Origin of the sequence: Paraburkholderia fungorum (assembly GCF_046027215.1) — a bacterium.
Lineage (GTDB): Bacteria > Pseudomonadota > Gammaproteobacteria > Burkholderiales > Burkholderiaceae > Paraburkholderia > Paraburkholderia fungorum_D.
This window is the reverse complement of record NZ_JAQQEN010000002.1, coordinates 3,181,124-3,195,820: the sequence shown is the minus strand read 5'-3', so window position 1 is coordinate 3,195,820 and position 14,697 is coordinate 3,181,124. Positions and strand designations below refer to the sequence as shown.

General features: G+C 57.4%; 14 protein-coding genes. 7 read left to right on the top strand and 7 right to left on the bottom strand.

Features of this window, described 5'->3' with window-relative positions; genetic code table 11:
• Positions 1 to 31: 31 nt before the first annotated feature.
• The 4 genes from PQR27_RS34765 to PQR27_RS34750 form a co-directional block, all read right to left on the bottom strand.
• Complete coding sequence (locus tag PQR27_RS34765) at positions 32 to 1,018, bottom strand: NAD(P)H-dependent flavin oxidoreductase (RefSeq protein ID WP_408528062.1); 987 nt, start codon at positions 1,016 to 1,018, stop codon at positions 32 to 34.
• Positions 1,019 to 1,106: 88 nt separating this feature from the next.
• Positions 1,107 to 1,730: a 2-hydroxychromene-2-carboxylate isomerase gene (locus tag PQR27_RS34760; protein WP_408528061.1), complete on the bottom strand. Its 624-nt coding sequence runs from the start codon at positions 1,728 to 1,730 to the stop codon at positions 1,107 to 1,109.
• Between the two features lie 184 nt (positions 1,731 to 1,914).
• The gene (locus PQR27_RS34755; protein ID WP_408528060.1) at positions 1,915 to 2,793 is read right to left on the bottom strand and encodes an IclR family transcriptional regulator; all 879 of its coding nucleotides are present in this window, start codon (positions 2,791 to 2,793) and stop codon (positions 1,915 to 1,917) included.
• Positions 2,794 to 2,907: 114 nt separating this feature from the next.
• Positions 2,908 to 4,476 carry a class I adenylate-forming enzyme family protein gene (locus tag PQR27_RS34750; protein WP_408528059.1) on the bottom strand — a complete coding sequence of 523 codons (1,569 nt, stop codon included), beginning with the start codon at positions 4,474 to 4,476 and terminating at the stop codon, positions 2,908 to 2,910.
• Between the two features lie 178 nt (positions 4,477 to 4,654).
• Between PQR27_RS34750 and PQR27_RS34745 the strand changes: the two genes are divergently transcribed.
• The 7 genes from PQR27_RS34745 to PQR27_RS34715 all read left to right on the top strand — a co-directional run bounded on the left by PQR27_RS34745 (position 4,655) and on the right by PQR27_RS34715 (position 12,020).
• Positions 4,655 to 5,389 carry an SDR family oxidoreductase gene (locus PQR27_RS34745; RefSeq protein ID WP_408528058.1) on the top strand — a complete coding sequence of 245 codons (735 nt, stop codon included), beginning with the start codon at positions 4,655 to 4,657 and terminating at the stop codon, positions 5,387 to 5,389.
• 69 nt (positions 5,390 to 5,458) lie between these two features.
• Positions 5,459 to 6,640: an acetyl-CoA C-acyltransferase gene (locus tag PQR27_RS34740; RefSeq protein ID WP_408528057.1), complete on the top strand. Its 1,182-nt coding sequence runs from the start codon at positions 5,459 to 5,461 to the stop codon at positions 6,638 to 6,640.
• A gap of 13 nt (positions 6,641 to 6,653) precedes the next feature.
• Positions 6,654 to 7,859 carry an acyl-CoA dehydrogenase family protein gene (locus PQR27_RS34735; RefSeq protein ID WP_408528056.1) on the top strand — a complete coding sequence of 402 codons (1,206 nt, stop codon included), beginning with the start codon at positions 6,654 to 6,656 and terminating at the stop codon, positions 7,857 to 7,859.
• A gap of 11 nt (positions 7,860 to 7,870) precedes the next feature.
• The gene (locus PQR27_RS34730) at positions 7,871 to 9,007 is read left to right on the top strand and encodes an acyl-CoA dehydrogenase family protein (RefSeq protein ID WP_408528055.1); all 1,137 of its coding nucleotides are present in this window, start codon (positions 7,871 to 7,873) and stop codon (positions 9,005 to 9,007) included.
• A gap of 118 nt (positions 9,008 to 9,125) precedes the next feature.
• Positions 9,126 to 9,449: a DUF485 domain-containing protein gene (locus PQR27_RS34725; RefSeq protein WP_408528054.1), complete on the top strand. Its 324-nt coding sequence runs from the start codon at positions 9,126 to 9,128 to the stop codon at positions 9,447 to 9,449.
• A complete protein-coding gene (locus tag PQR27_RS34720; RefSeq protein ID WP_408528053.1) occupies positions 9,446 to 11,128 on the top strand; it encodes a cation/acetate symporter ActP in 1,683 nt (560 codons plus the stop codon). Before PQR27_RS34725 ends, PQR27_RS34720 begins: the two co-directional genes overlap by 4 nt.
• Positions 11,129 to 11,240: 112 nt before the next feature.
• Entirely contained in the window at positions 11,241 to 12,020 is a 780-nt protein-coding gene (locus PQR27_RS34715; protein WP_408528052.1) for an enoyl-CoA hydratase, read from the top strand.
• Positions 12,021 to 12,117: 97 nt separating this feature from the next.
• Here the strand turns inward: PQR27_RS34715 and PQR27_RS34710 are convergent, their stop codons facing one another.
• From PQR27_RS34710 to PQR27_RS34700, 3 genes are all read right to left on the bottom strand, one after another.
• Entirely contained in the window at positions 12,118 to 12,417 is a 300-nt protein-coding gene (locus PQR27_RS34710; RefSeq protein WP_408528051.1) for a hypothetical protein, read from the bottom strand.
• 2 nt (positions 12,418 to 12,419) lie between these two features.
• Positions 12,420 to 13,622, bottom strand: a complete 1,203-nt coding sequence (gene pcaF, locus PQR27_RS34705) for a 3-oxoadipyl-CoA thiolase (protein ID WP_408528050.1) — start codon at positions 13,620 to 13,622, stop codon at positions 12,420 to 12,422.
• Positions 13,623 to 13,747: 125 nt separating this feature from the next.
• Positions 13,748 to 14,680 (bottom strand): electron transfer flavoprotein subunit alpha/FixB family protein, encoded by a 933-nt coding sequence (locus PQR27_RS34700; RefSeq protein WP_408528398.1) that lies wholly within the window; start codon positions 14,678 to 14,680, stop codon positions 13,748 to 13,750.
• Positions 14,681 to 14,697 lie beyond the last annotated feature (17 nt).

Sequence of the window (14,697 nt, the reverse complement as noted above, 5' to 3'; positions counted from 1 at the left end):
CGGGTGTTTGTGACGGTAAGTTCGCAGGTTGTCAGACGCTGCGCAGGCTCGATTCCGAAACGGCCACTCGTGCTTGCGCCCGCTCATACTCCTGCCTGAGCCGTTCTATCAGTTTTGCTGCAGGTACGATCTGCTTGACAGAGCCGATTCCCTGGCCTGCGCCCCACACGTCCCGCCAGACTTTGGCCTTTGCATTGCTTCCCGATCCAAAATTCATTTTTGACGGGTCTGACTCAGGCAGGCCATCTGGATCAAGTCCTGCTGCAACAATGCTTTTGCGCAGATAGTTGCCATGCACACCCGTAAACAGATTCGTATAAACAATGTCCGACGCCTCGCCTTCGACAATGGCATCCTTGTAACCGTCGACGGCGTTGGCCTCCTCCGTGGCGATGAAAGCACTGCCGACATAGGCGAGGTCGGCACCAATCGCCTGCGCTGCCAGGATCGAGTTGCCGTTGGCAATTGCTCCTGACAACAATAGCGGGCCATCAAACCATTCCCGAATTTCCTGCACAAGAGCAAACGGCGAAAGCACGCCGGCGTGACCACCCGCGCCGGTCGCAACGGCTATCAGTCCGTCTGCGCCCTTCTCGATTGCCTTGCGTGCAAACACGTTGTTGATGACATCGTGAAACACAATCCCTCCCCACTCATGGACTGCGTCATTGATCTCTTTCCTCGCTCCGAGTGAAGTGATGACAATCGGGACGCGATATTTCCTGCACACTTCCATATCCGTGTCGAGACGATTGTTTGATCGATGGACAATCTGATTGACCGCGAACGGTGCCGATGGCCGCTCCGGATGATTCCTGTCATGCTCCGCCAATTCGGTTGTGATGCGATCGAGCCATTGCTCAAGCATCCCTTCAGGTCGGGCATTCAGCGCAGGAAAGGAACCGACAATCCCGGCCTTGCACTGTGCAATGACGAGGTCAGGGTTCGAAATGATGAACAAAGGCGATCCAACGACTGGAACAGAAAGCCTGTTATGCAGAATGCTGGGAATAGCCATACACATACTCCATCGTGAAACGATTTGGGAAAGGTACCGCTGTAAGCGAGACCTGCAGGGCGCTGCTTCTACCCGTTGGCCCCTTCTTTCAGGCCTGAGGTGCTGTCAACCGGATGATTTCTTCTTCGACATCGCGCAGCTGGTCTTTGCCGAAGTACATTTCGTCATTAACAAAGAAAGTCGGCGAGCCAAATGCGCCTCGTTCAAAAGCTTTCTGGGTATTGTCGATCAGCCGCTGCTTGACCTCGGGAACGTCGATCCGCTGTGCAAATCCTTTGCCGTCCAGACCGGCCTTATCGAGTGCCGCGGAAAGCACGACTGGGTCGCCCATGTCGAGCTCGTCTTCCCACATGAACCGGTACACTGAAGTGACGTACAAGTCGAACGTTCCGTTCAGCTGGGCCGCAACGGCTCCACGCATCAGCTTTAGCGTATTGATCGGAAAATGTGGATTGAATCTGTACTCCGTGATCCCATGCCGGGCGATAAACCTGGCAGTTTCGAGTTTGCCGAACTGTGGTTTGTTCTTGATGTGGGAAAAGGCGTCTGCGGGCGATTGATTCCCGCTCAGCTTGAATAGTCCTCCGAGCAGAATCGGCACGTACCGGAACACCACATCCTGGCGCGCCTCGATATGCGGGATCACCTTGTGACTGAGGTACGCATTCGGACTGCCGAAGTCAAAAAGAAAATCAACCTGGACCTTACTCATGTTGTCTCCCGTCATGTCGTTCAACATGCACTATATTGTGCATATACACTCGCAAACAGTCATTGCGACCAGAATTCGCAATGAACAATCGACTACTCAACGACAGCCACCGATGCTGAAAATGATCGCGCTGGCACCGTCATCGTGCCGACAAGGCACCCATGCCACCGCGCACATTTTTCCGCTACGGCATCTTGCCGAGATTTTCCTCAATGCTTTTGACCGTATCGATCAACTTCGAAGAGAAGTGCATCAGCTGATCTTTAGGGAACGCTTGTGCAGGACCTGAAACACTCATGACCATAACCGGCAGCCCTCTCCCCGGATTGAACGGAACAGCAATACCGTGCACCCCCTTCACCCAGTCTCCGAGAGAAGAGCAACATCCGGTCGCTTCATACTCGTCGACCGCCCGCACAATACCCGCGCTTATCGCAGGCCAGGCAGCATCGTCCAGCGCGCGGATTCGTTCCATCAGATCTGAACGTTCGGGTGCGGGCAATCCGGCCAGCAACGCCCGACCTGCCGCCGTGGTGCCCAAGGGGATGCGCGACCCTACGTCCAGGCTAAGGGTGACGATAGAACTCCCCCGGAGACATTCCAGGTACAGCATCGAAAGCCGGTCGCGCGTTGACAGCGCAATAACGGCCTCAGTTTCCGCGGCAAGCAACTGCATGAACGGACGAGCGATCTGGCGCACGTCGAGTTTGGCCAGCATGGCGCTGCCCAATGCAACCGTTGCTGTCCCGAGGCGATATTTACCGCTGTTCGGCACCAGATGAAGGTAGCCGAGCTTTGTCAGCGTGTACGTCAGCCTGGTAACGGTTGAACGCGGCAGCCCGCATTTTTGCGCAATCTCGTGATTTGCCAGAAAGTTATTGCCCGCCTCAAAGCAGCTCAATACCTCAAGGCCACGAGCGAGGGCCGTAACAAAATGACGATCAGACGCGCCATCAGATCCTGATTCCTCGTCCGCTGCGTCATCATCCACGCGATCGCCTTCTGCTGTGTTCATATTCACTTTTTCATCTCCGGCCGATCGCCGTTCGTAGAGGATTGTCAAGATTACTGCATCGCACAACACACTCTGCAGCAGCCTGGCACCCTGGTCGGCTTCGCGAGCCGCGACACGATACCATGCGTCCTGTACGAAAAAGCGCGCTTGCCAGCTTCACTGTCAGCCACCAGGATGCGCCGCGCGGTGCTCCGTGCTTTGTTGCACGTCAAGCGCGCGGAGATTGCTTTTTAGCACTTTCCCCGTCGGCGCGGCCGGGAGCTTCTCTATCACGTGAATTTCTGCCGGGACCTTGTACGGCGCAAGTTGCTGCCGAACCCATCTGTTCAGATCGTCGGTGTCAATATAGACATTGGCTTCGGGCTCTACATAAGCAATAACCTGTTCGTTTCCTGCGGCGGGGCGGCCGATCACTGCGGATTGAACCACCCCCGGATAGGAATTTATCGCCTGCTCGACTTCGACCGGAAAAACGTTAAATCCTGAGCGGATGATCAACTCGCGGGTACGGCCCATGATGAAGACACCGCCGTCCTCGCTCTGTCTAGCGAGATCACAGGTATTGAACCAACCATCCTGAATCGACTCTGCCGTCAGGTCCGAGGCGCGGTAGTAGCCTTTCATTACATTGGGTCCACGCACCCACAGTTCGCCAACTTCGCCGCGTGCAACCTCGCGGCCGTCACTTCCCATCAGACGAAGCTCGACGCCCGGTACAGGTGGTCCAACGGAACAGTCATTCCGCGGGTTAGACAGCAATAATGTCTGACAAATGGTCGGCGAGGTCTCTGTGAGCCCGTAGCTGTTTTGCAGGGTTGTTTGCATGGCCGCCTCGACCTGCGCCTTGAGTTCCGGCGTCAGAGGCGACCCTGCCGCACCGACTGAACGTAGCTGATGGCGACTGATATCCACGCCATTCGCACGAGACCATTCAAGCAACTTCGAAAACATCGCCGGCACACCGACGAAAACTGTCGCGCCGCGCTTCAGTATCGCGTCGGCCAGCGCCTCCGCCGAATAGCGCGACTCAATGAACAACTTGCTACCGCAAGCAAGCGCCCCCAGCAGTTGCGACGAGAGTCCCACTACATGCGCCATGGGCAAGACGCCATACACCGTGTCTCGCGGCGACAGGAGCCTGACCGAGCGCGCGACTTCCGATATGTATAAGAGATTTGAGTGCGTCAACATAACGCCCTTCGGCATGCCTGAGGTGCCGGACGTGTAAATCATCACCGCGACCTGTTCCGCGGGATCAGTGTGCGTTTGCTCCGCCACAGCCGACTCGTTCTGCGGCCCGATACATAGACGGCCCGTCAGCGGCCAAAACTCCTCCTTTGCACCGCCCCGACGCGCATGCGCCTCAGCTTCAAGAGAAACGTCAGGTGTATAGATGACACGCCGCGCACCCGAATGCTCGGCGAATGTATCGATCTCCCGCGGTGACAGACGCGCATTGACCACGACAGCCCACGCATCAAGCCGACTCAGCGCCAGCAGGAGCACGCCTACCGCGACGCAGTTCTCGCAAACAATGAGTACGCGATCACCCGATCGCACGCCGAGTTCGCCCAGGCGTTCCGCAGCCTCCTCAACGGCCTCATGCAACTGCCTGTAAGTCAGACCGGCAACCCGGTCGAGCAAGGCCGGCGCGTCTGGACTTGCACTGACCCATGGGTCGATCACGTTGTGAATGCGCCGCAGCGGACGCCCGTTCAGCAGGACAGTCATTCAGTGTCTCCGAGTCGCTTTTGTAGCGCTGTGCGGTTCATCATACTGCAATGCGGTTCACGGATGCAAATTTTATCAGGCCTGACAGCGCAAAGATTCTTTGACTTTTCCAGAATGCGTTCCGATAATGGATTGCAGTGCAGTTCGTCATTCTGCGCTGCGGTTCAATATCGGAGACATGATGGCAACATCCAAAAAGGCTGTAGTGGTGATCGGGGCCGGCGACGCGACCGGCGGAGCAATCGCGCGTCGCTTTGCGCGCGAGGGTTACGTCGCGTGCGTGACCCGCAGACATGCGGAGAAGCTCACGCCCCTTGTCGAACAGATTCGCTCGGAAGGTGGTGAGGCGTACGCGTTCGGTTCAGACGCGCGAAAAGAAGAGGCGATGATTTCCCTGTTTCAGGAAATCGAAGCGAACATTGCGCCCGTCGAAGCCGCAATTTTCAACATTGGCGCGAACGTCAAATTCGACATTACGGACACCACCGCTCGCGTGTATCAGAAAGTTTGGGAGATGGCGTGTTTTGCCGGCTTCCTGATGGGCCGGGAAGCAGCAAAGGTGATGTTGCCCCGTGAAAGAGGCTCCATTTTCTTCACTGGCGCCACGGCGAGTTTGCGCGGCCGAGCCGGTTACGCAGCGTTTTCCGGCGCGAAGCACGCGTTGCGCGCGTTGGCCCAGTCGATGGCCAAGGAATTGGCGCCTAAAGGATTACATGTTGCACAGCTGATTGTCGACGGCGCCATCGACACGGAATTTATCCGTGAGAACTTCCCCGATCGTTACAAACTCAAGGAAGTCGACGGCATTGTCAATCCCGAACATATTGCGGACACCTACTGGATGCTGCATCAGCAACCACGCGATGCGTGGACGCATGAGCTCGACATTCGCCCCTGGATGGAAGGGTGGTGAGCGTATCGGAAGAGACACCACTCCTCCTGTTTGAACGACTGAAGAACTACTTCTTTCCTGAAAAAATCTATGCGTGAAGCCGTTATTGTTTCCACCGCCCGCACTCCGCTTGCAAAATCTCACCGCGGAGAGTTCAACCGGACACATGGCCCGACCCTCGCGGCATGGGCCGTTCGGGCTGCCGTTGACCGCTCGGGTGTAGACCCGTCCCTGATCGAAGACACCATTCTCGGCTGCGGGTATCCAGAGGGCATCACCGGACGCAATGTAGCCCGCCAGACTGTCGTGCGGGCAGGCCTCCCGCTGTCCATTGCAGGGACAACCATCAACCGCTTTTGCGCCTCGGGACTTCAGGCAATCGGCACGGCGGCCGCGCGTATTGTCGTCGATGGTGCACAGGCTGTTATCGCCGGAGGCGTTGAAAGCATCACCGGAATCCAGACTCGCGAAGACGCCGACAAACACCTCGATCCGTGGATTGCGGAGCATAAGCCAGATCTCTACATGGCCATGATCGATACGGGTGACATCGTCGCAAATCGCTACGGCATCAGCCGCGAAGCGCAAGACCGATTCTCCCTCGCAAGCCAGCAGAAAACTATGCGGGCGCAGGCTGAAGGCCGATACAAGGAAGAGATAATTGCTGTTACCACCACGATGGCGGTCAAGGATAAAAACACCGGCGCCGTCACGCTGAAAGAAGTCACGATCGATAAAGACACATGTAATCGGCCCGACACCACGTTCGAAGGCCTTTCTCGGCTTGAGCCAGTAAAAGGCACAGACCGATTCGTGACAGCCGGAAACTCTTCGCAATTGTCTGACGGCGCGTCGGCGTGTGTCCTGATGAACGCCAAGGATGCCGAACGGGCGAACATCGATCCTCTCGGTGCGTTCAGAGGTATGGTTGTCGCTGGCTGCGAGCCTGATGAGATGGGCATCGGACCTACGCTGGCCGTGCCGAAGCTACTTGATCGACACAATCTCAAGGTCGATGACATAGGACTTTGGGAATTGAATGAAGCATTTGCGTCACAAGCGATTTATTGCCAGGAAAAACTCGGCATCCCATCTGAACGCCTCAATGTCGACGGAGGTGCCATTGCGCTCGGCCATCCGTTCGGAATGACAGGTGCACGCCTCGCCGGCCATGTTCTCCTTGAAGGACGCAGACGCGGCGTGAAGTATGCCGTAGTCACAATGTGTATTGCTGGCGGCATGGGTGCGGCGGCGCTCTTTGAGATCTTTTGAGGAGGCCGGGCAGATGGACCTCGAATTTAGCGCAGAGGAGAGCCGCTTCCGCTCTGAGGTGCAAGCTTTCCTGCAAAGCAGTTTGCCTGCGCATATATCAAACAAGGTACGCAACGGAATTCGACTGACTCGTGCCGACCTCCATGATTGGCATTGCATCCTGAACGCCAAACGCTGGCTGGCCGCTCACTGGCCCATCGAATATGGGGGCACCGGATGGACGCCCACCGAGAAATACATCTTCGAGACCGAATGCGCGCTTGCCGGTGCGCCGCGCGTCGTCCCATTTGGGGTGAACATGCTGGCACCGGTTGTTATCAAGTACGGGACGGAACAGCAAAAACGCCACTGGCTGCCCAGAATACTCGACGGATCCGATTGGTGGTGCCAAGGCTATTCTGAGCCGGGGTCCGGCTCCGATCTGGCGTCGGTCCGGACAAGCGCAATACGCCAGATCGACTCTCAGGGCGAACACTATATTGTCAACGGGCAAAAGACATGGACTACGCTTGGGCACTACGCCAACAAGATTTTTTGCCTCGTTCGAACTTCATCGGAAGGCCGTAAGCAGGAGGGAATCAGCTTCCTTCTGATCGATATGGAATCGGAAGGTGTAGAGGTTCGCCCCATTCTCACGCTTGATGGTGAGCACGAGGTGAATGAGGTGTTCTTCAGTGATGTAAGAGTTCCTGCCGAAAACCTCATTGGAGAAGAAGGCAGTGGCTGGACATACGCCAAGTATCTGCTTACCTACGAGCGAACCAATATCGCTGGTGTCGGACTGTCCGTCGCCCTGCTCGATCGGCTCAAACGCATCGCCAAAAGCCAGACTCTCCGGGGACGTCCCCTCATCGACGATCCGCATTTCGCTGCTCGTGTCGCGCGCGTTGAGATTGAACTTGAAAACATGAAGACCACCAACCTTCGTGTCATTGCCTCAGCGACGTCCGGCGGCGCCCCAGGTGCGGAAAGCTCGATGCTCAAAATCAAAAGCACCGAGATACGACAGGAAATCTCCTCGCTGATGCGCAGGGCGTTGGGACCGTATGCGCTCCCCTATGTCGAGGCGGCACTGCACGGTGAGGACGTTTCAGGTGTCGGTCCTGCCGGAACCTCCTCCGTCACAGCGCTCTACCTGAATAATCGGAAGCTCTCGATCTATGGCGGCTCGAATGAGATTCAAAAGAACATCATTTCCAAATCCATTCTTGGGCTCTGAGGAAGATCAGGATGAAATTTGAGCATACCGAAGATCGCCGGATGCTGGCCGACAGCTTGAATCGACTCTTGTCGACCCGCCGGCCACCCGGTACACACGCGCCAAACGATCATGGAATCGATGAACACAATCGGCAGATATGGGAGAGCCTGAACAGCCTCGGCGTGGTTTCAGCGCTGTTTGACGAGCAGTACGGGGGCTATGGCGGCCACGGTTTCGACATTGCTGTTGTCTTTGAGTGCCTCGGTCGGGGGCTGGTATCTGGCCCGTTGCTTGGCACGCTGCTATTCGGCAAGGCTATCGAGTTCGCAGCATCAGAGGCGCAGAAACACAAACACCTACCTGGACTAATCGAGGGCACCACGATCGCTGCTGCTGCGCTCGATGAAGCTGGAGCCCACTATGACCTGGCGACTGTACGCACAACGGCGACTGCGGTACCGGCTGGTTGGATACTGAACGGCCACAAGGCAGTTGTACCGTACGCGGAGTTCGCCGACGTCCTGCTTGTTTCCGCGCGCACTTCTGGGTCGGATCACGACACTGACGGCATTTCACTCTTCATTGTCCCGGCAGACGTCGCAAACCTGCACAGGATCTCGTACTCGAATATTGATGCCAGCCGGGCTTCCGACATTCGCTTCTCCAATGTTGCTCTTGGCCCAGAGTCGCTCATCGGTCAACCTGGCGAAGGCATTGGGATACTGGAACATGCCGTCGGCTACGGCATCCTCGCATTGAGTGCGGAAGCCGTGGGAGCCATGGAGTTCGTGAAGGAACAAACGCTCGACTATTTGCGCACACGTAAGCAGTTTGGCGTGCCGATCGGAAGTTTTCAGGCTCTACAGCACAGAATGGCCGACGTGCTCCTCGAGATTGAACAGGCTCGTTCCGCAGTAATCAATGCCGCAGCAGCCGTCAAAGACGAAGGACCCAGACGTGAACGAGCGCTGTCAGCCGCGAAGCTAACGGTTGGGCGCACGGGGACATTCGTCGCTGAAGAGTCAATCCAGTTACACGGCGGCATCGGAATGACCTGGGAACTAGCCATGTCTCACTACGCAAAGCGTCTCGTGATGATCGATCATCAACTCGGCGACGAGGACCATCATCTCCGAAGATACATCGCGTTTGAGGGACGTGTATGAGTTCGACGCCAGTCATCGATCAAATAGCCGCGGCGCGCATCGCACAAGACGGTTGATCAGCAGAAATCAAGCCGACATACGCCAAAGGGCGATTACCAGAGGCAGAAAGGAGACATCCATGCAGCAGATCGTAATAGACGCAATACGGAAAAGTGGAGACTATCGGGCGCTTGTGAGAGCTAAACGCCGCTTTAGCTTCACCTTTGCTGGACTGATGACACTGACGTATTACGGATTCATTGTTCTCGTAGCGGCGGCGCCTCGCTTTCTGGCACGGCCGCTCTACCACGGCGCTTCCACCAGCATCGGGATCCTTGCCGGTGTAATCGTCATTGTGACTGCTGTCAGTCTGACCGGATGGTACGCGCTTGTGGTGACCCGCGTATTCGACCCCAGCATGAAGCGCGTCTTACAGAAAGCCAGCGGAGCTCACGCAGAATGAAACCGACAGTACACATTCCGCTTCTCGCTCTCTGTGCTCCAGTTTGCGTTCAGGCCGCCGAGGGTACCCGTTCCGCTGCACTCGGAACGGCGCTGAACCCTATCGCCATTTCGATGTTCTTCCTGTTCGTATGTGTGACTCTCGCCATTACACGTTGGGCTGCCAGTCGAAATACGTCGACGCGTGCTTTCTATACTGGCGCTGGCAACATCACGGGGTTTCAGAATGGGCTGGCGATGGCGGGCGACTTCATGTCTGCTGCGTCCTTTCTGGGCCTTTCCGGCATGGTTTTCGTGTTTGGCCTCGATGGCCTTATATTCGCGATCAGCTTTCTCGTGGGATGGCCATTCCTCATGTTTCTGCTCGCCGAACCGCTGAGAAACCTGGGTAAGTTCACATTTGTAGACGTGGTTGCACACCGGTTGCGACAGGTGCCAATACGGTTGCTTACCTCGTGTACCTCGCTCGTAGTTGTCGTCTTCTTTCTGGTCGTGCAGATGGTGGGCGCGGGAAAGCTCATCGAGTTGCTTTTTCACCTTCCTTACTGGATTGCAGAGGTGATCGTCGGCATATTAATGGTCACCTACGTTTCATTTGGAGGGATGACCGCAACTACCTGGGTGCAGATAATCAAGGCTGGGCTTCTGCTTTTTGGCGTCACGTTCATGGCGGTAGCCTCTCTTGCCCAATTTGGCTTCAGTCCAGAGGCGATGTTCACTGCGGCCGTTCGCGCCCATCCGCACTCGGATGCGATCATGGGACCCGGGCACCTCATGCACGAGCCACTGAACGCGCTGTCACTCGGCATAGCCGGCATACTCGGCCCAGCGGGATTTCCTCATATCCTGATGCGCTTTTTCACCGTTCGTGATGCGGCCGAAGCGAGAAAGTCGGTATTCTTCGCGACGGGCTTTATTGGTTATTTCTACCTGCTCACATTCGTCATTGGCTTTTCCGCGATCGCCCTTCTCTCGCAGCATCCGGAATTTTTCAAAATTGATTCGGCCGGTCAGTTTCTGCTCACCCGAGACCTTATCGGGGGAACAAACATGGTCGCGGTTAATCTCGCCAAGGCGGTCGGTGGAAGTGTCTTTTACGGCTTCATTGCCGCTGTGACTTTCGCGACCATACTCGCCGTGGTGGCTGGTCTGACGTTGGCCGGTGCGGCAACCGTCTCGCATGATCTGTATTCTTCGTGTATAGCTCGCGGGAAACAGTCTGATCGCCGGGAAATGCAGATATCGCGCATCTCAACTGTCGCACTCACAGCGGTCGCAGTCGGCCTGGGCATTCCTTTTGAGCATGTGAATGTCGCGTTCATCCTCAGCATGGGAGCAGCGATCGCTGCCAGCGCCAACTGCCCCGTTCTTCTTTGTTCAATATTCTGGCGGGGTACCACCACGATAGGCGCTGTGCTTGGCGGCCTGCTCGGCCTTGCCTCGGCCGTGGCTTTGACAATACTGTCCAAACCGGTATGGGTTGATGTCATGCATCACGCCACTGCGCCCATCAGTCTCGACAATCCTTCCCTTCTTTCCGTGCCGCTCGCCTTCGCAGGCATATTTGTCTTCTCGAAGCTTGACCGCACTGCTCGCGCAAAAAAGGAAATTGCCGCCTTCGACGCGCAGGAGTTTATCTCCCAGACAGGCATATCACCTATGGAAGCAGCCAGTCACTAAAGCACCGCAAGACGCTGTACAGGCTAGCGCATGTACAGCGCGCGAACATTTAAACACGATGGCGTTCCAGAGAATGTACCTCGCGACGCCACGCATTTTAGGAAGCAAGCTAATGACCGCAGAAATCAAAGTTGAACTATCAGACAGTGGTGTACTCACCGTCACGATTGCGCGAACGGATAAGAAAAACGCGCTCACCAACGATATGTATGGCGCACTTGCAGATGCCATCGCGAGAGCGAATGACGACGACGAGATCCGCGTGTTGTTGATTCAGGCTGATGGAGACACATTCACGGCCGGCAACGACGTTTCAGAATTCGCAGCGCAAGCGGAGGGCAACGGCCCGAAAGAACGCAACGTCACCCGCTTTCTGCAAGGACTGGCGAATGCCAGGAAGCCGATCGTTGCCGCAGTCCAGGGCAAGGCTGTCGGAGTCGGAACGACCATGTTGCTCCATTGTGACTACGTGCTTCTCTCCGAAGAGGCGCAATTGATTACCCCCTTCGTGAATCTGGCTCTCGTGCCCGAAGCCGCCTCAAGTTACCTGCTTCCCTTGCGAATTGGGCATGCCAAGGCATTCGAAATGTTCGCCCTCGGGGAAGCCGTTCCTGCAAATTCTGCCGTTGCATGGGGTATTGCAAACAAAACGATCCCCAACGCGGAACTCCGTGCAGAAGCATGCCGTGTCGCCGAGAGGATCGCTTCCAAGCCCATCGGATCGCTGACCGCTACGAAGCGACTGATGCGGGACGCCGAGAAACTGGTCGCTCAGATGGATTCCGAAAGCGCCATCTTTATGGAGCGACTTGCAAGCGCCGAAGCGAAAGAAGCCTTCACGGCTTTTGCGCAAAAGCGCCAGCCGGATTTCACGAAAATCGTTCGGCAATAGGACGGTATGGATTGCGAGCGCGCGGACGAGCATCGTGTCGATGTTCGTTTGAACATCGCGCGCCGCTACCTCCGCCCGAACTCCCTACGGGAGCCGTTCAAGTGGGCGAACCCCGCCCACTTGCCGAGCTGGTGCCAGTCCTGACCTGGAGAAATCGCGCAATCGCGAGCCGGATTGCCTGATCGAAGCTGGATTCGGTGGCCAGATGACGATTGTCGATCGATACAAGCCAACCTCGCGCCGAATCGCACCAGCGGATGCGACGCTCTTCGTAGAGACTTGAGAACGTCCGCCACAGGTCAGCATCTTCCTGATTCGCGGACGCCGCCGCCATGACCCGACGCAACTCGAAGTTTGTCATCGCGTTCACGATCACCTCGCTCGTGCGCGTGGTCACGCTTACAGGCGCTCGATGGCGACCGCAATTCCCTGCCCGACCCCGATGCACATGGTGCAAAGTGCGAAGCGTCCCCGCGTGCGCTGCAACTGATACATCGCCGTCATGACCAGTCGCGCACCGCTCATGCCGAGCGGATGGCCCAACGCAATGGCGCCGCCGTTCGGATTGACGCGTGCATCGTCATCCACGACACCCAGCGCGCGCAACACCGCGAGGCCTTGCGACGCGAACGCTTCGTTCAGTTCGATCACATCGAACTGGTTGATGTTCATGTTCAGACGCGCGAGCAATTTTTGCGTCGCGGGCGCCGGTCCGATGCCCATTACGCGCGGGTCGACGCCAGCCGTCGCGATGCCCAGCACACGCGCGCGCGGCGTCAGGCCATAACGCTTCGCGGTCTCTTCGTTGGCCAGCAGCAAGGCCGCCGCGCCATCGTTGACGCCCGACGCGTTGCCCGCCGTCACCGTGCCGTCAGGACGCACGACGCCCTTCAGCTTTGCCAGCGCCTCGAGACTCGTTTCGCGCGGATGCTCGTCCTTTGAGACGACGATTGCATCGCCCTTCTTTTGCGGAATCGTCACCGCAACGATTTCCTGCGCGAGCGTGCCGTCCTGCTGCGCACGCGCGGCCTTCTGCTGACTGCGCAGCGCGAATGCATCCTGATCCGCACGGCTGACGGTGTAGTCGGTTGCGACGTTTTCGCCCGTCTCCGGCATCGCGTCAACGCCGTAGATCTGCTTCATCAGCGGATTAATGAAACGCCAGCCGATCGTCGTGTCGTAGATGTCGGCCTGACGCGAAAACGCGCTCGTCGCCTTGCCCATCACGAAAGGTGCGCGGCTCATGCTTTCCACGCCGCCCGCCACCATCAGGCCGGCCTCGCCCGACTTGATCGCGCGCGCCGCAATGCCGACAGCGTCCATGCCCGAGCCGCACAGACGGTTCACCGTGGAGCCCGGCACGTCCTTGGGCAAGCCCGCCAGCACCAGCGACATGCGCGCGACGTTGCGGTTATCTTCGCCCGCCTGGTTCGCGCAGCCGTAGATGACGTCGTCGATCGCGCTCCAGTCGACTTCCTTGTTGCGCTCCATTAGTGCTTTGAGTGGCACCGCGCCCAGATCGTCGGCGCGCACCGACGACAGCGAACCCGCATAGCGGCCGATCGGCGTGCGAATCGCATCGCACAGAAAAGCCTCGCTCATCCTGTCTTCTCCAATTTGAGGTTGCAGGAGCTCCGTGGCTCCTTCAGTTTCAATCTTTAGCGAACGAAAGATTCGAATTGTTTCCGCGTTTTTCCCGCTATTCGCGGGTTTGAAGCGAGCTTGCTTCAGGTAGCCGCTACGAGATCTGGCACTACTGCAAACAGGTCTCCGACCAAGCCATAGTCCGCGACGCTGAAGATCGGTGCTTCTTCGTCTTTATTGATCGCCACGATCACTTTGCTGTCCTTCATGCCGGCCAGATGCTGGATCGCGCCCGAGATGCCGACTGCCACGTACAGTTGTGGTGCGACAATCTTGCCGGTTTGCCCGACCTGATAGTCGTTCGGTACGAAGCCCGCATCCACTGCTGCGCGCGAGGCGCCGAGCGCTGCGTTCAGCTTGTCGGCCAGCGGCTCGAGAACCTTGGTGTAGTTCTCGCCATTGCCCAGACCACGGCCACCCGAAACGATGATCTTCGCCGACGTCAGTTCCGGACGATCCAGCTTCGTCACTTCGCGGCTCACGAATTGCGACAGGCCGGTGTCAGCTGCCGCTTCGATCTTCTCGACCGTTGCGCTGCCGCCTTCGGCCGACACTGGGTCGAAACCGGTCGAACGGACCGTGATGACCTTGATCGGGTCTTGAGATTGAACTGTAGCGATCGCGTTGCCTGCGTAGATTGGGCGCTCAAACGTATCGGGCGCGTCCACTGCGGTGATGTCGCTGATCTGTGCGACGTCGAGCTTCGCGGCGATACGCGGTGCAATGTTCTTGCCGTAGGCGGTAGCCGGCGCGAGGATGTGCGTGTAGTCCTTCGCGATGTTCAGCACGGTCGCTTCGACGTTTTCTGCCAGGCCCGCTTCGAGTTGCGGTGCGTCGGCCAGCAATACTTTGCTAACGCCTGCAATCTTTGCTGCTGCATCCGCTGCGGCTTGCGCGTTGTGGCCGGCCACCAGCACGTGAATGTCGCCACCAATCTTTTGCGCCGCTGCGATCGTGTTCAGCGTCGCGGCCTTGATCGACGCGTTGTCGTGTTCTGCTATTACAAGATTCACCAGATTCGTCATTTCGTCCG

Coding starts and splice junctions, on each gene's coding strand:
- PQR27_RS34725 (WP_408528054.1), top strand. CDS start 9,126: ATGCAGCAGATCGTAATAGACGCAATACGGAAAAGTGGAGACTATCGG.
- PQR27_RS34765 (WP_408528062.1), bottom strand. CDS start 1,018: ATGGCTATTCCCAGCATTCTGCATAACAGGCTTTCTGTTCCAGTCGTT.
- PQR27_RS34715 (WP_408528052.1), top strand. CDS start 11,241: ATGACCGCAGAAATCAAAGTTGAACTATCAGACAGTGGTGTACTCACC.
- PQR27_RS34730 (WP_408528055.1), top strand. CDS start 7,871: ATGAAATTTGAGCATACCGAAGATCGCCGGATGCTGGCCGACAGCTTG.
- PQR27_RS34760 (WP_408528061.1), bottom strand. CDS start 1,730: ATGAGTAAGGTCCAGGTTGATTTTCTTTTTGACTTCGGCAGTCCGAAT.
- PQR27_RS34750 (WP_408528059.1), bottom strand. CDS start 4,476: ATGACTGTCCTGCTGAACGGGCGTCCGCTGCGGCGCATTCACAACGTG.
- PQR27_RS34745 (WP_408528058.1), top strand. CDS start 4,655: ATGATGGCAACATCCAAAAAGGCTGTAGTGGTGATCGGGGCCGGCGAC.
- PQR27_RS34720 (WP_408528053.1), top strand. CDS start 9,446: ATGAAACCGACAGTACACATTCCGCTTCTCGCTCTCTGTGCTCCAGTT.
- PQR27_RS34735 (WP_408528056.1), top strand. CDS start 6,654: ATGGACCTCGAATTTAGCGCAGAGGAGAGCCGCTTCCGCTCTGAGGTG.
- pcaF (WP_408528050.1), bottom strand. CDS start 13,622: ATGAGCGAGGCTTTTCTGTGCGATGCGATTCGCACGCCGATCGGCCGC.
- PQR27_RS34740 (WP_408528057.1), top strand. CDS start 5,459: ATGCGTGAAGCCGTTATTGTTTCCACCGCCCGCACTCCGCTTGCAAAA.